We start from the raw sequence: 19,741 nt of genomic DNA on the forward strand, positions 1-19,741 counted from the left end.
GTCCGGCGCCCACCCCCGCCCCCGACCCGGCCGACCCGGTGGTGCCGCCGCCGTCCGGGCCGCAGCCGGTCTGAGGACGGTCGCCGTGCCCGGGGCCAGGTACGCCGACCGGCGCGCAGCAGGCCGGGCGCTGGCGACCGCCCTGGCCGACCGGGTGGACGCCGGCGCCCTGGTGCTCGGGCTGCCCCGCGGCGGTGCCGTCGTCGCCGCGGAGGTGGCCGTGGCCCTGGGCGCGGAGCTGGACGTCCTCGTCGTCCGCAAGCTGGGCGCACCCGGGCACCCGGAGTTGGCGATGGGGGCGCTGGCCGCGGTCGGCGACCGCGTGGAGACCGTCTGGGTGGCCTCGGTGCGCGAGCGCATCGACCCGGCGCCGGACGCGGTCGACGCGGTGCGGGACCGCGAGCTCGCCGAGCTCCGCCGCCGGAGCGAGGCCTACCGCGGCCGCCGTCCGGCCCCCGTGGTGGCCGGGCGCCACGTCGTGCTCGTCGACGACGGCCTGGCCACGGGCGCCAGCATGCGGGTCGCCGTCGCCGCCGTGCGGGCGAGCGGGCCGGCGCGGCTCACCGTCGCCGTCCCGGTGGCGCCGCGGTCGGCCCTCGCCGAGCTCTCCGGCGTCGTCGACGACCTCGAGTGCCCCTTCGTCCCGGCGGGCTTCCGTTCGGTCGGGCAGGCCTACGAGGACTTCTCGGAGACCTCCGACGAGGAGGTGCTCGAGGCGCTGCGCCGAGGGGGGACTGTCGGCTAGATCACAGCACCGCCTAGACTCGGGACCGACCACCTTGTGAACCTTTTCACAAGGTGCGCTGGACTCGGCGACGGACCGGAGGGGCGAGATGGCGCGGACCGCAGCGGCGCACGCCGCCGACGTCGTGGTCGTCGGCGCGGGTCCGGCCGGCTCCAGCGCCGCGTGGCACCTGGCCTCGGCCGGGCTCGACGTCGCGCTGCTGGAGAAGGCCGAGTTCCCCCGGGAGAAGGTCTGCGGCGACGGGCTGACCCCCCGCGGCGTGCAGGCGCTGCACGACATGGGCGTCGGCACCGACGGGCCCGGCTGGGTGCGTCGCCGCGGGCTCCGGGTGCACGGCGGCGGGCGCGTCGCCGAGGTCGACTGGCCCCGCCTGGACTCCTGGCCCGACCACGGCCTGGTCCGCACGCGCCGCGAGCTCGACGCGCTGCTGGCCGAGCACGCCCGGTCAGCCGGCGCCCGGCTGGTCACGGGGACCACCGTCACCGAGCCGCTGCTGGACGACGACGGCCGGGTGGCCGGCGTCCGGGGCGAGGCCGGGGACGGCGAGCCGGTCACCTGGCGGGCGCCGCTGGTCGTCTCCGCGGAGGGGCTCTCCGGCCGGCTGGCGAAGGCGCTCGGGCTGCTCCGGCGGACCGACCGCCCGCTCGGGGTCGCCCTGCGGGGGTACGTGCGGAGCCGGCGCAGCGACGACGAGTACCTCGACATCGCCTTCGACCTGACCCCCGACGGCCCGTCCCGGGAGACCATGCCCGGCTACGGCTGGATCTTCGGCATGGGCGACGGGACGGCGAACGTCGGCTACGGGCTGCTCGACACCCGGCGCGGCACGGGGGCGGACCGCCGCTCGGTGCTCCGCCGCTGGCTGGACCTCTTCCCCGCCGAGGAGGGGCTGGGCGAGCGGGACGCCGTCGGTCCGCTCCGGGGCGCCGGCCTGCCCATGGCGCTGAGCCGCGGCCCGGCCTACACCCGCGGGCTGCTGCTGGCCGGGGACGCCGCCGGCACGGTCAACCCCTGCAACGGCGAGGGGATCAGCGCCGCGATCGAGAGCGGCCGGATGGCCGCCGAGTCCGCCGCGGCCGCGCTCGCCCGGCCGGCGGGTGCGGCGCGGGAGGCGGTCCTGCAGCGCTACCCCGACCGGTTGCGCGCGGAGCTGGGCCGCCACCACCGGCTGGGCCTCGGCTTCCTGGCGCTGCTGGCCCGCCCGGCCGTGGTGCGGGTGGCGATGGCCCGCGGGCTGCGCCGGCCGGCCGTCACCGACGCCATGCTGCGGGTGATGGGCAACCTGTCCGACGGCCGCGACGGCGACCTCGTCGACCGCGCGCTCGCCGTGCTCCTGCGACTCACCCCGGCGACCTGAGTGGCTGCCGTGACGTCCCGCCCCGACACCGACGCCCCGTCGCCGGACCGTGACCCGTACGTGACCTCCCTCACCCTAGGGTGCCGCTGATGCTCTCGACCTACGCCCCGATCGTCGGGCTCTTCGTGCTCGCCGCGGCGTTCGCGCTGTTCTCGGTCGCCGTCGCCCCCTTCGTGGGACCGCGGCGCCACAACCGCGCCAAGCTCGCCGCCTACGAGTGCGGCATCGAGCCGGTCGACCAGCCGCTCACCGGGGGCCGGTTCCCGGTGAAGTACTACCTGACGGCGATGTTGTTCATCGTCTTCGACATCGAGATCGTCTTCCTCTACCCGTGGGCCGTCGCCAACGACGCGCTCGGCGTGTGGGGGCTGGTCGCGATGGTCCTGTTCATCGGCACCGTCTTCCTCGCCTTCGCCTACGAGTGGCGGCGCGGCGGGCTCGAGTGGGACTGACGGGGGAGGACTGATGGGACTCGAGGAGAAGCTGCCCAGCGGCGTCCTGCTGACCAGCGTCGAGAAGCTGGTCAACTGGACCCGCAAGTCGTCGCTGTGGCCGGCGACGTTCGGCCTGGCCTGCTGCGCGATCGAGATGATGGCCTCGGGCGCCGGCCGCTACGACCTGGCCCGCTTCGGCATGGAGGTCTTCCGGGCCTCGCCCCGGCAGGCCGACCTGATGATCGTCGCCGGGCGGGTCAGCCAGAAGATGGCCCCGGTCCTGCGGCAGATCTACGACCAGATGCCCGAGCCGCGCTGGGTGCTGGCGATGGGCGTGTGCGCCAGCTCCGGCGGCATGTTCAACAACTACGCGATCGTCCAGGGCGTCGACCACGTCGTCCCGGTGGACATGTACCTGCCCGGCTGCCCGCCGCGGCCGGAGATGCTCATGGACGCCATCCTCAAGCTGCACCACAAGATCCAGCACGAGCCGCTGGGCCCCAAGCGGGCGCGGGAGCTCGAGCGGGCCCGCGAGGAGGGCACCGCGCGCGACCTGCTCGTCGAGATGCCCTCGACCGTGCGCGTGGACAAGCAGCAGCGCCGCGCCTACGAGGAGGCGGCCGCCCAGGGCCGCACCGGCCAGTTCGCCATCGAGCAGCGCGGCGGCAACGCCGTCCTGCTGCCCGGGGAGAGGGGTGCCCGGTGAGCAACGACGGCGGGGCGGTCGTCCCCGGTCGCGAGGAGGCCGGGTACGACGCCAGCACGGCGCCCGCGGGGGGCTTCCGGAAGGGCGCGTTCGGCGTCACCGGCAGCGGCGACACCTCCGGTTTCGGCGGCCTCGTCCGCGTCGAGCCGGGCGGTGCGGTCGTGCTGCACTCGACCGACCGCCCCTACGGCGGCTGGTTCGACGAGGTCACCGACGCGCTGATCGACGCCGTCGGCGAGGGCACCTACGCGGCCGCGGTGCAGCGCGTGCTGGTCGACCGCGGTGAGATCACCTACTTCGTGGCGCGCGAGCACCTGCTCACCCTGGTGCAGGCGCTGCGCGACGACGAGGCGCTGCGCTTCGAGCTGTGCAGCAGCGTCTCCGGCGTCGACTACCTCGACAGCGGCGGCCCCGCCGTCGCGCCCGGCCGGCCCCGGCTGCACGTCGTCTACCACCTGACGTCGATGACCTACCGGCGCCGCATCCGGCTGGAGGTGGCGGTGAGCGCCGAGGACCCGCACGTCCCGTCGGTCACCGGGGTCTACCCGACGGCGGACTGGCACGAGCGGGAGGCCTACGACATGTTCGGCGTCGTCTTCGACGGCCACCCGGCGCTGACCCGGATCCTCATGCCCGACGACTGGGACGGCTTCCCGCAGCGCAAGGACTACCCGCTCGGCGGGATCCCGGTGGAGTACCACGACGCGACGATCCCGCCGCCGGACACGCGACGGGCCTACCGGTGACCGAGGAGGGGCGTCGATGAGCACCACCTACGACCCCGCCGACCCGTACGCGGGTTCGCGGGAGACCACCGAGGGCCGCGTCTACACCGTCACCGGCGGGGACTGGGACGTCACCCTCGGGGCCGATCCGCACGGCGAGGAGCGCCTCGTCGTCAACATGGGCCCGCAGCACCCGTCCACCCACGGCGTGCTCCGGCTGGTCCTCGACCTCGAGGGCGAGACCGTCACCAAGGCGCGGGTCGTCATCGGCTACCTGCACACCGGCATCGAGAAGAACACCGAGTACCGCAACTGGGTGCAGGGCACGACCTTCGTGACCCGCATGGACTACCTCTCGCCGCTGTTCAACGAGGCCGGCTACTGCCTCGCGGTGGAGAAGCTGCTCGGCGTCGAGGCCCCGCCGCGCGCCCAGACCATCCGCGTGCTGGTCATGGAGCTCAACCGGATCGCCTCGCACCTGGTCGCCCTGGCCACCTTCGGCATGGAGATGGGCGCCCTGACCGGCATGACGAACGGCTTCCGCGAGCGGGAGCTCGTCCTCGACCTGCTCGAGGAGATCACCGGCCTGCGGATGAACCACGCCTACATCCGCCCCGGCGGGCTGGCGCAGGACCTGCCCGAGGGCGCCGTCGAGCACATCCGCGAGTTCCTCGAGTTCTTCCCGAAGCGGGTCGCCGACTTCCACCGGCTGCTGACCGGCCAGCCGATCTGGCAGCGCCGGCTCAAGGACGTCGGCTACCTCGACGTCACCGGCTGCGTCGCGCTCGGCGTCACCGGGCCGGTGCTGCGTGCCGCCGGGCTGCCCTGGGACCTGCGGAAGGTCGAGCCCTACCTGGGCTACCAGACCTACGACTTCGAGGTGCCGACCGCGGACACCTGCGACGCCTGGGGCCGCTACCTCGTCCGCATGGCCGAGGTCAACGAGTCGCTGCGGATCATCGAGCAGGCGCTCGACCGGCTGGAGCCGGGCCCGGTGATGGTGGAGGACAGGAAGATCGCCTGGCCGGCGCAGCTCTCCCTCGGCCCCGACGGCATGGGCAACTCCCACGAGCACGTCGCGCACATCATGGGCCAGTCGATGGAGGCCCTGATCCACCACTTCAAGCTGGTCACCGAGGGCTTCCGGGTGCCGGCGGGCCAGGTGTACGTGCCGGTCGAGTCCCCGCGCGGCGAGCTCGGCTACCACGTCGTCAGCGACGGGAGCACCCGCCCGTGGCGCGTCCACGTGCGCGACCCCAGCTTCGTGAACCTGCAGGCCACGGCGGCGATGAGCGAGGGCGGCATGATCGCCGACGTCATCGCCGCGATCGCCTCGATCGACCCCGTGATGGGGGGAGTGGACAGGTGAACGAGCGTGCGAGTTCGCCCAGGAGCACGGCAGCGCCGCGAGCGGTGTCGACGAGCGCCAGCGAGGAGATGACGTGAGCGCACTGCCAGGCAGCCCCGAGGGGACGGCGGTGACCGGGCTGGACTCCAGCCCGGTCGACGCCGGCTCCCTCGCCGAGGTGCCGCCGCTGCCCGAGCGCGCCCGCCTCGAGGCGCGGGACATCATCGCCCGCTACCCGGTGGCCCGGTCGGCGCTGCTGCCGATGCTGCACCTGGTGCAGAGCTACCAGGGCTACGTGACGCCCGAGGGCGTCGCCCTGTGCGCCGAGGAGCTGCGGCTGACCAAGGCCGAGGTCGGCGCGGTCGCGACGTTCTACACGATGTACAAGCGCCGCCCGACCGGACGGCACCTGGTCAGCGTCTGCACCAACACGCTGTGCGCCGTACTGGGCGGGCAGCGGATCATGGACGCGCTCTCGGCCGACCTCGGCGTGCACCACGACGAGACCGCCGCCGACGGCTCGATCACCCTCGAGCACGCCGAGTGCCTCGCGGCCTGCGACTACGCGCCCGTGGTCACCGTCGACTACGAGTTCTACGACCAGCAGGACGTCGAGAGCGCCCGCGCCCTGGTCGCCGCGCTGCGCCGGGGCGAGAAGCCGCTACCCACCCGCGGCGCCCCGCTGACCGACTTCCGCGGTGTCTCCCGCCAGCTCGCCGGGTTCTCCCAGCACGCCGACGAGGCCGCCGCGGCCGCCGCCGTCGACGCCCCCGGCGAGTACGGGCCCACCCTGCGCGGGCTGCGGCTGGCCGCCGAGCGGGGCGAGTCCGCGCCCCCGATGCAGGGGCCGGAGCCCCGGCCGGCGGACGCGGTCGAGCCGCGCGAGACCGTCCGCCCGTCGGGGACCACCGGCGAGACCCCCGGGCAGGAGGCCGCGGACGCGCGCGTCGCCGCCGCGGACACCCCGGCGGAGGAGGCCGGCGCCGCCGGCTCCCACCCCGACGCCCCCGAGCCCGCCGGCCGGCGGCTCCCCGACGGCCGCACCGGGACCGAGACGCCCGCGGGCGCGGAGCCCGGCACCGGCGACCAGGCGCCCGACGTCCCGCCGCCGGCCGGTGAGGGCTCCGACGGGCCCTCCCGCACCATCCAGGGCCGAGCACCGAAGCGGAGGCGCTGACCGATGCCCCTCACCCCCGTCCTCACCTCCCGCTGGGGCGCCGAGAACTCGTGGCGGCTGTCGACCTACGAGCGGCTCGACGGCTACTCGGCGCTGCGCACGGCGCTGTCGATGGCGCCCGACGAGCTGGTGACCATGGTCAAGGAGTCGGGGCTGCGCGGCCGCGGCGGCGCCGGCTTCCCGACCGGCATGAAGTGGAGCTTCATCCCGCAGCCGAAGCCGGGGGAGGAGCCGACCGGCCCGGCGGCGATGCCCAAGTACCTGGTGGTCAACGCCGACGAGGGGGAGCCCGGCACCTGCAAGGACCTCCCGCTGATGATGGCCGACCCGCACTCGCTCATCGAGGGCGTCATCATCTCCGCCTACGCCATCCGCTCGGCGTTCGCCGTCATCTACGTCCGCGGCGAGGCCGTGCACGCCCACCGGCGGTTGCTCAACGCCGTCGGCGAGGCCTACGCGGCCGGCTACCTCGGCACCGACATCCTCGGCTCGGGCTACGACCTGGAGCTGGTGGTGCACGCCGGCGCCGGCGCCTACATCTGCGGCGAGGAGACGGCGCTGCTGGACTCGCTGGAGGGCTACCGCGGCCAGCCCCGGCTCAAGCCGCCGTTCCCCGCCGTCGCCGGCCTCTACGGCGCCCCGACGGTGATCAACAACGTCGAGACGCTGGCCAGCGTGCCGTTCGTCGTCCGCGGCGGCGCCGAGTGGTTCAAGGCGTTCGGGCCGGAGAAGTCACCCGGACCGAAGATCTACTCGCTGTCGGGCCGCGTGGTGCGGCCGGGCCAGTACGAGGCCCCCATGGGGACGACGATGCGCGAGCTCCTGGAGATGGCCGGCGGCGTCCGCCCCGGGCACGAGCTGAAGTTCTGGACGCCGGGCGGCTCGTCGACGCCGTACTTCACCGCCGAGCACCTCGACGTGCCGCTGGACTTCGACTCGGTGGCGGCTGCGGGCTCCATGCTCGGCACCACCGCGCTCATGGTGTTCGACGAGACCGACTCGATCGTCGAGGCCACCCTGCGGTTCACCGAGTTCTACGCGCACGAGAGCTGCGGCAAGTGCACGCCCTGCCGGGAGGGCACCTACTGGCTGGTGCAGGTCCTGGAGCGGATCGCGCACGGCCGCGGCCGCGCGGAGGACCTGGAGATCCTGCTGGACACCTGCGACAACATCCTCGGTCGTTCGTTCTGCGCGCTCGGTGACGGCGCCACGAGCTGCATCACCAGCTCGCTGAAGTACTTCAGGGACGACTACGTCGCGCTGCTGCCCCCCGAGGAGCAGGCCCGGCTCGGCCGGACCCGCCTGCCGATCGAGCCCGTCACGGCCGGAGCCGCCTGATGTCCCTCACCCCCACCAGCCCCCAGCCCGCGCCGGCCGTCCCGCCGGGCGCACCCGGCCCGCACACCCCGCCGGACGCGGTGCACTGCACGATCGACGGGTTCGACGTCGCGGTCCCGAAGGGGACGTTGATCATCCGCGCCGCCGAGATGGTCGGGATCCAGATCCCGCGGTTCTGCGACCACCCGCTGCTCGAGCCCGTCGGCGCCTGCCGGCAGTGCCTCGTCGAGGTGGAGGGCCAGCGCAAGCCCGCCGCCTCCTGCACGATGCCCGTCACCGACGGCATGGTCGTGAAGACCCAGCTCTCCAGCCCGGTCGCCGACAAGGCGCAGCAGGGCACCATGGAGCTGCTGCTGATCAACCACCCGCTGGACTGCCCGGTCTGCGACAAGGGCGGCGAGTGCCCGCTGCAGAACCAGGCGATGAGCAACGGCCGGGCCGAGAGCCGGTTCGTCGACGAGAAGCGCACCTACCCCAAGCCGCTGCCGATCAGCAGCGAGATCCTGCTCGACCGCGAGCGCTGCGTGCTCTGTGCGCGGTGCACCCGGTTCTCCCAGCAGATCGCCGGTGACCCGTTCATCGAGCTGTTCGAGCGCGGTGCGCTGGAGCAGGTGGCGATCTACGAGGACGAGCCCTTCTCCTCCTACTTCTCCGGGAACACCACCCAGATCTGCCCGGTCGGGGCGCTCACCAGCGCGCAGTACCGGTTCCGCGCCCGCCCGTTCGACCTGCGCAGCGAGCCCAGCGTCTGCGAGCACTGCGCCTCCGGCTGCGCGATGCGCACCGACTACCGGCGCGGCAAGGTCACCCGCCGGCTGGCCGGGGACGACCCGGCGGTCAACGAGGAGTGGACCTGCGACAAGGGCCGCTACGCCTTCCGCTACGCCACGGCCAACGAGCGGCTGATGACGCCCATGGTGCGGCGCGACGGTGTGCTCGAGCCGGCGTCCTGGCCCGAGGCGTGGGCGGTGGCGGCCGACGGACTGCGGCGGGCCCGCGCCGAGGGCGGCGTCGGCGTGCTGCCCGGCGGCCGGCTCACGGTCGAGGACGCCTACGCCTGGGCCACCTTCGCCCGGGTGGCGCTGGGCACCAACGACGTCGACGCCCGGGCCCGCGCGCACTCGCCCGAGGAGCTCGCCTTCCTCGCCGCGGTCGTGGCCGGCACCGGTCCCGCGACGGGAGCGGTGACTTACGAGGACCTCGGGTCCGCCCCGGCGGTGCTGCTCGCCGGGCTGGAGCCCGAGGAGGAGTCGCCGATCCTCTTCCTCCGCCTGCGGCGGGCCGTGCGCACCGGCGGCCTCGCCGTGTTCGACCTCGCGCCCTTCGCCACCCGCGCGGCCGAGAAGCTGCAGGCCACGGTGCTCACCACCCTGCCGGGCGCCGAGGCCCGCTCGCTGCACGCGCTCGCCGAGGGGAGCTGGGGCGGGCCCGCGGTCGACGCCCTCCGGCAGCCCGGGGCGGTGCTGCTCGCCGGCGAGCGCCTCGCCGAGGCCCCCGGTGCCCTGACCGCGCTGCTGGCGCTGGCCCGGGCGACCGGTGCCCGCGTGGCCTGGGTGCCCCGCCGGGCCGGGGAGCGGGGCGCCGTGGAGGTCGGCGCCCTGCCCACGCTGCTGCCCGGTGGTCGCGCCGTCGACGACCCCGCCGCGCGCGCGGAGGTGGCCGCGGTGTGGGGCGTGGACCCCGACGCGGTGCCCGCCGCGCCCGGCCGCGACCTCACCGGCATCCTCGCCGCCGCCCGCGCCGGCCGGCTGCCCGGCCTGCTCGTCGGCGGCGTCGACCCCGCGGACCTGCCCGACCCCGCGCTGGCGCTGGCGGCGCTGGACGCCGCTTCGTTCGTGGTGAGCCTGGAGATGTTCCCGACGGAGGTGACCGAGCGCGCCGACGTCGTCCTGCCGGTGGCGGCGGCGCCGGAGAAGGCCGGGAGCTACCTGGACTGGGAGGGCCGGCGACGGTCCTTCGACGCCACGCTGCACGGCACCGGGCAGCTCGGCGACGGCCGGGTGCTGCACGGGCTCGCCGACGCGATGGGCGTGGACCTGCGCCTCCCCGCGCCCGAGGTCGCACGGGCCGCGCTCGCGAGCCTGGGCGTCCGCCGCTCGGCCGCCGGCGGCGAGCTCCCCGACGTCGCCGCGCCGGGCGCACCGGCGCTGCGGGAGGACGAGGCGGTGCTCGCCTCCTGGCGCCAGCTGCTCGACGTCGGCACGCTGCAGCGCGACGAGCCGGAGCTCGCCGGCACCGCCCGGCCCCCGGTGGCCCGCGTCGGCGCCGGCACCGCCGCCCGCCTGGGCCTCACCGACGGCGACCGGCTGACCGTGAGCGGGGCGACCGGCTCGATCAGCCTCCCGGTGGCGGTCACCGAGATGCCCGACCAGGTGGTGTGGCTGCCCATGCGCTCACCCGGCAGCGAGGTGCGGACGACGCTGGGCACCGGGCCCGGCGGCGTCGTCCGGCTGTCGGCCGCCCCGGTGCCGGCCGGCGCCACGACGCACCCGCTGGGGGACGCGCGATGACTCCGTGGGCCTCGCCCGAGCAGCCGACGCTGGCCGAGTTCGGCCAGGACGTCTGGTGGATCGTGCTGATCAAGGTGGTCGGCGTCTTCGCCGTCCTGGTGCTGATGACGCTGTTCGCCATCGTCCTCGAGCGCAAGGTCGTCGCCCGCATGCAGCAGCGGGTCGGCCCCAACCGCGTCGGGCCGCGCGGCTCCCTGCAGAGCCTCGCCGACGGGCTGAAGCTGGCGTTCAAGGAAGACATCATGCCGGCGCTGGCGGACAAGCCGGTCTACTTCCTGGCCCCGGTGATCGCGACCATCCCGGCGTTCGTCGCCTTCTCGGTCATCCCGATGGGGCCGGTGGTGAGCATCTTCGGCGAGCAGACGCCGTTGCAGCTGACCGACGCCCCGATCGGCGTGCTGATCATCCTGGCCATGTCGGCCATGGGCATCTACGGCATCGTGCTCGGCGGCTGGGCCTCGGGCTCGACCTACCCGCTGCTGGGCAGCATGCGCAGCGCCGCCCAGATGATCAGCTACGAGATCGCGATGGGGCTCTCGATCGTCGCGGTCTTCCTCTACGCCGGGTCGATGTCGACCTCGGAGATCGTGGCGGCCCAGGCCGACGGCAACGAGGTCTCCCTCTTCGGGTGGGAGTTCACCGGCCCCAGCTGGTACGCCGTCCTGCTGCCGGTCTCCTTCGTCATCTACGCGATCGCGGTCGTCGGCGAGACCAACCGCGCGCCCTTCGACCTCCCCGAGGCCGAGAGCGAGCTCGTCGGCGGTTTCCACACCGAGTACTCGTCGCTGAAGTTCGCGCTGTTCTTCCTCGCCGAGTACATCAACATGGTCACGGTCTCCGCGCTGGCGGCGACCCTCTTCCTCGGGGGCTGGCGGGCGCCCTGGCCGATCTCGATCTGGGACGGCGCCAACAGCGGCTGGTGGCCGCTGCTGTGGTTCTTCCTCAAGGTCGTGGCCGCGCTGTTCGTCTTCATCTGGCTGCGCGGCACCCTGCCCCGGCTGCGCTACGACCAGTTCATGCGGTTCGGGTGGAAGGTGCTGGTCCCGGTCGCGCTGGTGTGGATCCTCGTCGTCGCCACGATGCGGACCCTCTCCCGCGAGGCGGACCTCTCCACCGGCCAGGTGGCGCTGTTCGTCGGCGTCCCCGTCGCGGTCCTGGTGCTGCTCGGCCTGGCGTTCGCCGGCCGCTCGGCCAACCGGGACACCCGGCTCATGGCCGAGGACGCCGCGGCCGGGGGCGTGCACGCCGCCGACCCCGAGCCCGAGGTGCTGCCGCCGGCCGGCGGGGGGCGGCGCCCGGCCGGCACCCCCAGCCGGTCCGAGGGCGGCTTCCCCGTCCCGCCGATGGACCTCGTGGTGCCGCCCTCCCCGAGGCTGCGCCGCGAGCCGGTCGCCACCGACGGCGCGGTCGTCGGCACCGGGCGGCGCACGAGCCCGACCACTTCCCAGGAGGACGGCGATGAGTGACGACCGCAGCGGCGAGCGGGCCCCCGCCCCGCGGGTGGGCGCCGAGGTGGACCGCCCCGCGGGTGCGACGCCCGCGCGCCACGTCGACCGGCCCGGGCTGCGCGACAAGCTGGTGCCGGCGCCCGCCCAGGGCTTCGGGGTCACGTTCGCGCAGATGTTCCGGACGGTGACCACCGAGCAGTACCCGTTCGAGCCGAAGGTGACCAAGCCGCGCTACCACGGGCGGCACGTGCTCAACCGGCACCCCGACGGGCTGGAGAAGTGCGTCGGCTGCGAGCTGTGCGCCTGGGCCTGCCCCGCCGACGCCATCTACGTGGAGGGCGGCGACAACACCGAGGACGCCCGCTACTCGCCCGGTGAGCGGTATGGCGCGGTCTACCAGATCAACTACCTGCGCTGCATCTTCTGCGGGTTGTGCGTCGAGGCCTGCCCGACCCGCTCGCTGACCATGAGCAACGACTTCGAGCTGGCCGACGACAACCGCCGCGACCTGATCTACACCAAGGAGCAGCTCATGGCCCCGCTCCTGCCCGGCATGGAGGCGCCCCCGCACGCGATGCGGCTCGGCGACGACGAGAAGGACTACTACGTGCGCGAACCGGAGGTCCGGTCGTGACGCCGGATGCCGCGGTCGTCATCGGCACCGGGGAGGCGGTCGTCTTCTGGATCCTCGGCCCGGTCGCGCTGGCCGGCGCGCTGGGCATGGTGCTCAGCCGCAACGCCGTGCACTCCGCGCTCTGGCTGGTGCTGACGATGCTCTCGCTGGGCGTCTTCTACGTCGTCCAGTCCGCGCCCTTCCTCGGTGCCGTCCAGATCATCGTCTACACCGGCGCGATCATGATCCTGTTCCTCTTCGTGCTGATGCTCGTCGGCCGGGACTCCTCGGACTCGGTGGTCGAGACCCTCCGTGGGCAGCGCGTGGCGGCGACGCTGCTGGGCATCGGGTTCGCCGCGCTCGTCGGTGCCGGCATCGCCCGGGCGACCCAGGACCTGCCCGTGGTGGGGCTGGAGGCGGTGCAGGCCGGACCGGGCGGGCCGGCGGCCGGCAACGTCGAGGCGATCGCTGCCCTGCTCTACACCCGCTACCTGCTCGCCTTCGAGGTCACCGGGGCGCTGCTGATCGTCGCCGCCGTCGGCGCGCTCGTCTTCACGCAGGTCGAGCGGGCGCCCGGCAGCCGCAGCGGTCAGAAGGAGCTGTCGCGGGCGCGCTTCCTCACCGACCGGCCGCAGACCCTCCCGGGCCCCGGCGTCTACGCGCGGGCGACGTCGGTGGCCGCGCCCGGCGCGCTGCCCGACGGCAGCATCGCGGAGGACAGCCTCGCCACCGGGATCGAGCCCCAGCAGGTGGAGCGGCTCCCACGGGGCGCCGGCCGGCACCAGCTCGGCTCCCCGGACGCCGCGCTGGGTGCGCTGGACCCCACGCTCAGCGACACCCCGGGCGGCCGCGAGGTCGGTGAGCACCGGTGAACCTCTCCTACTACCTGGTGCTCGCGGCGATCCTGTTCACCATCGGCGCCGTCGGCGTCCTGGTGCGGCGCAACGCGATCGTGGTGTTCATGTGCGTCGAGCTGATGCTCAACGCCGTCAACCTGACGCTGATCACCTTCGCGCGGTCCACCGGCACCATCGACGGGCAGATCATCGCGCTCTTCGTCATGGTCGTCGCCGCCGCCGAGGTGGTCGTCGGTCTCGCGATCATCATGTCGATCTACCGGACCCGCAGGTCCGCCTCGATCGACGACGCCAACCTGCTGAAGTACTGACGGCGAGACGGGGACACCTGTGTCTGAGACGCTGCCCGCGGACGGGCTGCTCGGCTGGTCCTGGTTGCTCATCGCGCTGCCGCTGGCCGGCGCCGCGGTGCTGCTGCTGGGCGGCCGCCGCACGGACCGCTGGGGCCACCTGCTGGGGACGGCCACGGTCGCCACCGCCTTCGTGCTGGCCGTCCTGTGCACGCTGCAGCTGGCCGGCCAGGACGGGGCGCCGGCCGACGTCGAGCTGTTCACCTTCGTCGCCACCGGCGAGCTCGACGTCACCGCCGGGCTGCTCTTCGACCCGCTGTCGGCCGTCTTCGTCCTGCTGATCACCGGGGTCGGCTCGCTGATCCACGTCTACTCGATCGGCTACATGGCGCACGACCCGGGCCGCCGCCGGTTCTTCGCCTACCTGAACCTCTTCGTCGCGGCGATGCTGCTGCTCGTCCTCGGCAACAGCTTCGTCGCCCTCTACGTCGGGTGGGAGGGCGTCGGCCTGGCGTCCTACCTGCTGATCGCCTTCTGGTACACCCGCCCCGGCGCGGCGACCGCGGCCAAGAAGGCGTTCATCATGAACCGGGTCGGCGACGTCGGCCTGGCCCTGGCGATCTTCATCATGTTCGCCCAGCTGGGGACGACCTCCTACGCGGGCGTCTTCGGCACGGTGGGCACCCTCGCCGGGGGGACGATCACCGCGATCGGGCTCCTGCTGCTGCTCGGGGCCTGCGGCAAGTCGGGCCAGTTCCCGCTGCAGGCGTGGCTGCCCGACGCCATGGAGGGCCCCACCCCGGTCTCGGCGCTTATCCACGCGGCCACCATGGTCACCGCCGGCGTCTACCTCATCGCCCGCTCGGCGCCGATCTACGACCTGACGCCGACCGCGCGGGCGGTGGTGCTGGCCGTCGGTGCGCTGACCCTGCTGATCGGGGCGATCGCCGGCTGCGCGTACGACGACATCAAGAAGGTGCTGGCCTACTCGACGGTGAGCCAGATCGGCTACATGTTCCTCGCCGTCGGCCTGGGGCCGGCCGGCTACGTCGCGGGGCTCGCCCACCTGCTCGCCCACGGCTTCTTCAAGGCCGGGCTGTTCCTCGGCGCCGGGTCGGTCATGCACGCGATGGACGACTCCGTGGACATGCGCCGGTTCGGGGCGCTGTGGAACAGGCTGCCGATCACCTTCGCGACGTTCGGCCTGGGCTACCTGGCGCTGATCGGCTTCCCGTTCCTCTCCGGCTACTACACCAAGGACGCCATCATCGAGGCGGCGCTGGACCGCGACGACGTCTGGGGCTGGGTGCTCGGCGGCGTGGCGGTGCTCGGTGCCGGGCTGACCGCCTTCTACATGACCCGGCTCATGCTGATGACCTTCTTCGGCCGCGCCCGGTGGGAGGAGGGTGTCCACCCGCACGAGGCGCCGCCGGTGATGACCGCGCCCATGGTGGTGCTGGCCGTCGGGTCGGTCGCCTCGGGTGCGCTGCTGGTCTCGGCCGCCCCGCTGTCGGGCTGGCTGGAGCCGGTGTTCGGCGAGCCGGCCGAGGCCGAGCACGTGGTCGCCCCCGCCGTGATCGGCCTGGTCGTCACCCTGGTGATGCTGCTCGGCGTGCTCGCCGCCTGGCTGTTCGTCGGCCGCCGCGAGGTGCCGGTCACCGCGCCGGTCCGGGTCTCGCCGGTTACCCGCGCGGCCCGCAACGCGCTCTACGCCGACGCGGTCAACGAGTCGCTGTTCATGCGCCCCGGCCAGTGGCTCACCCGCGCGCTGGTGTGGGTGGACAACCGCGGTGTCGACGGCGCGGTCAACGGCCTGGCCGCGGGGCTGGGTGGCTCCTCGTCGCGGCTGGGCCGGGCCCAGACCGGCTTCGTGCGCAGCTACGCCCTGGGCATGCTCGGCGGCGCGGTCGTCGTGGCCGGGGCCCTGCTGGCGGTGACCGCGGGATGAGCGCGCTGGTGGTCGGGAGCGCCGACGGGTACTTCGGAGAGGACGTGCTGCGGTGAGCGACTTCCCCTGGCTGCTGGCGATGATCGCCGTGCCGGCGATCGGGGCGGCGGTGGTCGCGGCCCTGCCCCGCGAGCGGGCGCTGCTGGCCAAGCAGGTGGCCCTGGGCGTGAGCCTGGTGGTGCTGCTCCTGGCCGTGCTGACGACGCTGGCCTTCGACGCGGGCGGGCCGCGGTTCCAGCTCACCACCTCGGTGCCCTGGATCCCCGACTTCGGCTCCGACTTCGCCCTCGGCGTCGACGGCATCGCGCTGGTGATGGTGCTGCTGGTCGGTGTCCTCGTGCCGCTGGTCGTGGCGGCCTCCTGGCACGAGGCCGACGGCGGGCACCGCCCGGTGCGGGTGTTCTTCGCCTGGCTGCTGCTGCTCGAGGCGATGATGGTGGGCGTCTTCGTCGCCACCGACGTGCTGGTGTTCTACGTGTTCTTCGAGGCGATGCTCGTCCCGATGTACTTCCTGATCGGCAGCTTCGGCGGGCCGCGCCGGCAGTACGCGGCGGTCAAGTTCTTCGTCTACAGCCTGGTCGGCGGGCTGGTCATGCTGGCCTCGGTGATCGGCCTCTACGTGGTGAGCGCCGCCGTCCTCGGCGAGGGCACCTTCGCCTTCGACACCCTGACGCGGCTGGACATCGACCCCGACGTCCAGCGGCTGCTGTTCCTCGGCTTCTTCATCGCGTTCGCGATCAAGGCGCCGCTGGTGCCCTTCCACACCTGGCTGCCCGACTCCGGGGCCGAGGCCCCGGTCGGCGGCGCGGTGCTGCTGGTGGGCGTGCTGGACAAGGTGGGCACCTTCGGCTTCCTGCGCTACTGCCTGCCGCTGTTCCCCGACGCGTCCCGCTTCTACGCCCCCTTCGTGCTGGTGCTGGCGGTGGTCGGCATCCTCTACGCCGCGCTGCTGGCGATGGGGCAGAGCGACATGAAGCGGCTGGTCTCCTACACCTCGATCTCGCACTTCGGCTTCATCGCGCTGGGCATCTTCGCCTTCACGACCGAGGCCGGCACCGGTGCGGTGCTCTACATGGTCAACCACGGCCTGGCGACCGGCCTGCTGTTCCTGGTGGTCGGCATGCTCATCGCCCGCGGCGGCTCCCGCCGGATCGCCGACTACGGCGGGGTGGCGGCGAAGGCACCGCTGCTGGCCGGCGCCTTCCTGGTGGCCGGCCTCGCCTCGCTGGCCCTGCCGGGTACCAACAGCTTCGTCAGCGAGTTCCTCGTGCTGATCGGCTCGTTCCCCGAGCGCCCGGTGTTCACGGTGCTGGCGACGCTCGGCATCATCCTGGCCGCCCTCTACGTGCTGCTGATGTACCAGCGGACCATGCACGGGCCGGCCCGCGGCGTGCTGCTGCAGGAGGACCCGGCCGAGCCCCTGCCCGCCGGTGGTGGTGGCGCGACCGCGACCGCCACGCGCACCGCCCCGCACCGCTCGCTGCGCGTCGCCGACCTCGGCCGGCGCGAGCTGGCCGTGGTCGCGCCCCTGGTGGCGCTGATCCTCGTGCTCGGCTTCTACCCGCAGCCGCTGATCGACCTGATCGAACCGGCCGTCGTCGCCACCCTCGACGACATGGGCGCCTCCGGAGGGACCGACTGATGATCGAGGCACCCGACATCTCCTGGGGGGCGCTGTCCCCCCTGCTGCTGGTGTTCGGCGCGGCCTGCGCCGGGATCCTGGTCGAGGCCTTCGTGCCGCGGTCGGTGCGGCACCCGGTCCAGGTGGGGCTCGCGCTGGTGGGCACCCTCGGCGCGCTGGCCGCGACGGTGCTGCTCGCGGGCGCCCGCGAGGTGACCGCGGTCGGGGCCCTCGCCGTCGACGGCGCCGCCCTGTTCCTGCAGGCGACGATCGCCGGGCTGGGCGCGCTGTCCCTCCTGCTGTTCGCCGAGCGGTCGCTGGACCCGGCGCGCTCGGCGTTCGTGGTGAGCGCGGCCGTCCCCGCCGGCAGCCCGCGCGACCGGGAGCTGGCCACCGTGCCGCGGGTGCAGACCGAGGTCTACCCGCTGGCGACCTTCGCCATCGGCGGCATGATGCTGTTCGTCGCGGCCAACGACCTGCTGGTCATGTTCGTGGCCCTCGAGGTGCTGAGCCTCCCGCTGTACCTGATCAGCGGCATGGCCCGCCGGCGCCGGCTGCTGTCCCAGGAGGCGGCCGTCAAGTACTTCCTGCTGGGCGCCTTCGCCTCGGCCTTCTTCCTCTACGGCCTGGCCCTGGTCTACGGGGCCGCAGGCAGCGTCCGCCTGAGCGAGGTCCGCGAGGCGGTGGGCACCGACGGCGGGGGAGTGCTGCTGGTCCTCGGGCTGGCGCTGCTCGTCGTCGGGCTGCTCTTCAAGGCCAGCGTGGCCCCGTTCCACACCTGGACCCCCGACGTCTACCAGGGCGCCCCGACCGCGGTGACGGCGTTCATGGCCGCCTGCACCAAGGTCGCGGCCTTCGGCGCGATCCTCCGCCTGCTGTACGTCGCCTTCGGCACCGCGGAGTGGACCTGGCGACCGCTGGTCTACGCCGCCGCGATCGTGTCCATGGTCGTGGGCGCGGTCCTCGGGCTCACCCAGACCGACCTCAAGCGCATGCTGGCCTACTCGTCGGTCGCGCACGCCGGTTTCCTGCTCACCGGCGTCATCGGCCTGGGCGCGGCCGGCACCGGCTCGGGGCTCGCGGCGACGATGTTCTACCTGCTCGCCTACGGCATCACCACGCTCGGGGCCTTCGCCGTCCTCACGCTGGTGCGCGACGGCGACGGCGAGGCGAGCCACCTGTCGCAGTGGGCGGGGCTCGGCGCGCGCTCGCCGATCACCGCCGCCGTGATGACGCTGTTCCTGCTGGCGCTGGCGGGGATCCCGCTCACCGCGGGCTTCACCGGGAAGTTCGCGGTGTTCCGGGCGGCGATCGAGCAGGGGGCCTGGCCGCTGGCCGTCGTCGCGCTGCTGGCCAGCGCCGTGGCCGCCTTCTTCTACCTCCGCGTCGTCGTGCTCATGTACTTCTCCGAGCCGGTCGCCGACGGGCCGACGGTGGGCGTGCCCGGCGTGCCCACCACCCTGGTGCTCGCGGTGACCGCGGCGGCGACCCTCGCGCTCGGGGTCGTCCCCGGGGCGGTGCTCGACCTCGCCGGGCGGGCGGCTATCTTCGTCGGTTGATGACCGGAGCCCGTGCCGCAGTCGACGGCACTCCCCCCGAGGTCTGGCACCGGATCTCCACCCCGGCGTCGACCATCGGCCCCTGGCTGCCCGACGGCGACCTCGGGGAGGCGCTGGCGGCGGGGCTGGCCCGGGTGGAGGCCGAGCTGGCCCTCGCCGTGGGCAGCGAGCACCCGTTCGTGCGGGAGGCGGCCGGGCACCTGATGGCCGCCGGGGGCAAGCGGTTCCGGCCGATGCTGGCGCTCCTGGCCGCGCAGCTGGGCGACGCCTCCGCCGCGGAGGTCACCCAGGGCGCCGTGGTCTGCGAGCTGACCCACCTGGCAACGCTCTACCACGACGACGTCATGGACGAGGCCGCCGTGCGCCGGGGGGCGCCCAGCGCCAACAGCCGGTGGAGCAACAGCATCGCCATCCTGACCGGCGACCTGCTCTTCGCCCGGGCCTCCGACATCCTGGCCGACCTCGGTCCGGAGGCGGTGCGCATCCAGGCGCGGACCTTCGAGCGGCTGGTCACCGGGCAGATCAAGGAGACCGTCGGTGCCCAGCCGGGCGAGGACCCGGTCGCCCACTACCTGCAGGTGCTCGCCGACAAGACCGGCTCGCTGGTCGCCACCTCGGCCCGGTTCGGCGCCTCCTTCGCCGGGGTCGACGCCGCGCTCGTCGCCGCGCTCACCGAGTTCGGCGAGGAGGTCGGCGTCGCCTTCCAGATCTCCGACGACCTCATCGACATCGTCAGCACCGACGGCGTCTCGGGGAAGGCCCCCGGGACCGACCTCCGCGAGGGGATCGCCACCCTGCCGGTGCTGTTCGCCCTGGCCGGCGACGACCCGGACGAGGCCCGGCTGCGCGAGCTCGTGGCCGGCCCGGTCACCGACGACGCGCAGCACGCCGAGGCGCTGGCGCTGCTGCGCTCCTCGCGCTCGCTGGCGCGCGCCACCGGCGTCCTGCGCGAGTACGCCGACCGGGCGCGGACCCGGCTGGACGGGGTGCCGCCCGGCGACGTCCGCGACGCCCTGTCGGCGCTCTGCGACTACGTGGTCACGCGTACCAGCTAGCGGTGCTGGG

16 protein-coding genes and 1 pseudogene are annotated in these 19,741 nt (G+C 74.0%); all 17 read left to right on the plus strand.

Features of this window, described 5'->3' with window-relative positions; genetic code table 11:
* The first annotated feature begins 85 nt into the window (after positions 1–85).
* The 17 genes and pseudogenes from E9549_RS09965 to E9549_RS10045 all read left to right on the plus strand — a co-directional run bounded on the left by E9549_RS09965 (position 86) and on the right by E9549_RS10045 (position 19,731).
* Positions 86–745, plus strand: coding sequence for a phosphoribosyltransferase (locus tag E9549_RS09965; protein ID WP_236826389.1), 660 nt, complete (start codon positions 86–88; stop codon positions 743–745).
* Between the two features lie 88 nt (positions 746–833).
* On the plus strand, positions 834–2,102 hold the full coding sequence (locus tag E9549_RS09970) for a geranylgeranyl reductase family protein (RefSeq protein WP_236826390.1): 1,269 nt from the start codon (positions 834–836) through the stop codon (positions 2,100–2,102).
* An 89-nt stretch (positions 2,103–2,191) separates the two neighbouring features.
* A complete protein-coding gene (locus E9549_RS09975) occupies positions 2,192–2,554 on the plus strand; it encodes an NADH-quinone oxidoreductase subunit A (RefSeq protein ID WP_236826391.1) in 363 nt (120 codons plus the stop codon).
* A 13-nt stretch (positions 2,555–2,567) separates the two neighbouring features.
* Positions 2,568–3,119: pseudogene (locus E9549_RS09980) on the plus strand (NADH-quinone oxidoreductase subunit B family protein); the annotation flags it as partial.
* 119 nt (positions 3,120–3,238) lie between these two features.
* Entirely contained in the window at positions 3,239–3,988 is a 750-nt protein-coding gene (locus E9549_RS09985) for an NADH-quinone oxidoreductase subunit C (protein WP_236826392.1), read from the plus strand.
* A gap of 16 nt (positions 3,989–4,004) precedes the next feature.
* Positions 4,005–5,336 carry an NADH-quinone oxidoreductase subunit D gene (locus E9549_RS09990; protein ID WP_236826393.1) on the plus strand — a complete coding sequence of 444 codons (1,332 nt, stop codon included), beginning with the start codon at positions 4,005–4,007 and terminating at the stop codon, positions 5,334–5,336.
* 73 nt (positions 5,337–5,409) lie between these two features.
* Positions 5,410–6,492, plus strand: coding sequence for an NADH-quinone oxidoreductase subunit NuoE (gene nuoE, locus E9549_RS09995; RefSeq protein ID WP_236826394.1), 1,083 nt, complete (start codon positions 5,410–5,412; stop codon positions 6,490–6,492).
* A gap of 3 nt (positions 6,493–6,495) precedes the next feature.
* A complete protein-coding gene (nuoF, locus tag E9549_RS10000; RefSeq protein WP_236826395.1) occupies positions 6,496–7,830 on the plus strand; it encodes an NADH-quinone oxidoreductase subunit NuoF in 1,335 nt (444 codons plus the stop codon).
* Complete coding sequence (locus E9549_RS10005; protein WP_236826396.1) at positions 7,830–10,340, plus strand: NADH-quinone oxidoreductase subunit G; 2,511 nt, start codon at positions 7,830–7,832, stop codon at positions 10,338–10,340. Before nuoF ends, E9549_RS10005 begins: the two co-directional genes overlap by 1 nt.
* Positions 10,337–11,806: an NADH-quinone oxidoreductase subunit NuoH gene (nuoH, locus tag E9549_RS10010; RefSeq protein WP_236826397.1), complete on the plus strand. Its 1,470-nt coding sequence runs from the start codon at positions 10,337–10,339 to the stop codon at positions 11,804–11,806. The genes E9549_RS10005 and nuoH overlap by 4 nt, the downstream gene beginning before the upstream one ends.
* Positions 11,799–12,422 carry an NADH-quinone oxidoreductase subunit NuoI gene (nuoI, locus tag E9549_RS10015; protein ID WP_255715213.1) on the plus strand — a complete coding sequence of 208 codons (624 nt, stop codon included), beginning with the start codon at positions 11,799–11,801 and terminating at the stop codon, positions 12,420–12,422. Before nuoH ends, nuoI begins: the two co-directional genes overlap by 8 nt.
* A complete protein-coding gene (locus E9549_RS10020; RefSeq protein WP_236826398.1) occupies positions 12,419–13,273 on the plus strand; it encodes an NADH-quinone oxidoreductase subunit J in 855 nt (284 codons plus the stop codon). Before nuoI ends, E9549_RS10020 begins: the two co-directional genes overlap by 4 nt.
* Complete coding sequence (nuoK, locus tag E9549_RS10025; protein ID WP_236826399.1) at positions 13,270–13,569, plus strand: NADH-quinone oxidoreductase subunit NuoK; 300 nt, start codon at positions 13,270–13,272, stop codon at positions 13,567–13,569. The genes E9549_RS10020 and nuoK overlap by 4 nt, the downstream gene beginning before the upstream one ends.
* A 19-nt stretch (positions 13,570–13,588) precedes the next feature.
* Entirely contained in the window at positions 13,589–15,496 is a 1,908-nt protein-coding gene (nuoL, locus tag E9549_RS10030) for an NADH-quinone oxidoreductase subunit L (protein WP_236826400.1), read from the plus strand.
* A gap of 52 nt (positions 15,497–15,548) precedes the next feature.
* On the plus strand, positions 15,549–17,138 hold the full coding sequence (locus tag E9549_RS10035; protein ID WP_236826401.1) for an NADH-quinone oxidoreductase subunit M: 1,590 nt from the start codon (positions 15,549–15,551) through the stop codon (positions 17,136–17,138).
* Entirely contained in the window at positions 17,138–18,676 is a 1,539-nt protein-coding gene (gene nuoN / locus E9549_RS10040; protein ID WP_236826402.1) for an NADH-quinone oxidoreductase subunit NuoN, read from the plus strand. Before E9549_RS10035 ends, nuoN begins: the two co-directional genes overlap by 1 nt.
* Positions 18,676–19,731 carry a polyprenyl synthetase family protein gene (locus E9549_RS10045; protein ID WP_236826403.1) on the plus strand — a complete coding sequence of 352 codons (1,056 nt, stop codon included), beginning with the start codon at positions 18,676–18,678 and terminating at the stop codon, positions 19,729–19,731. The genes nuoN and E9549_RS10045 overlap by 1 nt, the downstream gene beginning before the upstream one ends.
* Positions 19,732–19,741 lie beyond the last annotated feature (10 nt).

Source organism: Blastococcus sp. MG754426, from assembly GCF_021699055.1.
Lineage (GTDB): Bacteria > Actinomycetota > Actinomycetes > Mycobacteriales > Geodermatophilaceae > Blastococcus.

Coding starts and splice junctions, on each gene's coding strand:
- E9549_RS10005 (WP_236826396.1), top strand. CDS start 7,830: ATGTCCCTCACCCCCACCAGCCCCCAGCCCGCGCCGGCCGTCCCGCCG.
- nuoH (WP_236826397.1), top strand. CDS start 10,337: ATGACTCCGTGGGCCTCGCCCGAGCAGCCGACGCTGGCCGAGTTCGGC.
- E9549_RS09990 (WP_236826393.1), top strand. CDS start 4,005: ATGAGCACCACCTACGACCCCGCCGACCCGTACGCGGGTTCGCGGGAG.
- nuoI (WP_255715213.1), top strand. CDS start 11,799: ATGAGTGACGACCGCAGCGGCGAGCGGGCCCCCGCCCCGCGGGTGGGC.
- E9549_RS09970 (WP_236826390.1), top strand. CDS start 834: ATGGCGCGGACCGCAGCGGCGCACGCCGCCGACGTCGTGGTCGTCGGC.
- nuoN (WP_236826402.1), top strand. CDS start 17,138: ATGATCGAGGCACCCGACATCTCCTGGGGGGCGCTGTCCCCCCTGCTG.
- E9549_RS10045 (WP_236826403.1), top strand. CDS start 18,676: ATGACCGGAGCCCGTGCCGCAGTCGACGGCACTCCCCCCGAGGTCTGG.
- E9549_RS09975 (WP_236826391.1), top strand. CDS start 2,192: ATGCTCTCGACCTACGCCCCGATCGTCGGGCTCTTCGTGCTCGCCGCG.
- nuoF (WP_236826395.1), top strand. CDS start 6,496: ATGCCCCTCACCCCCGTCCTCACCTCCCGCTGGGGCGCCGAGAACTCG.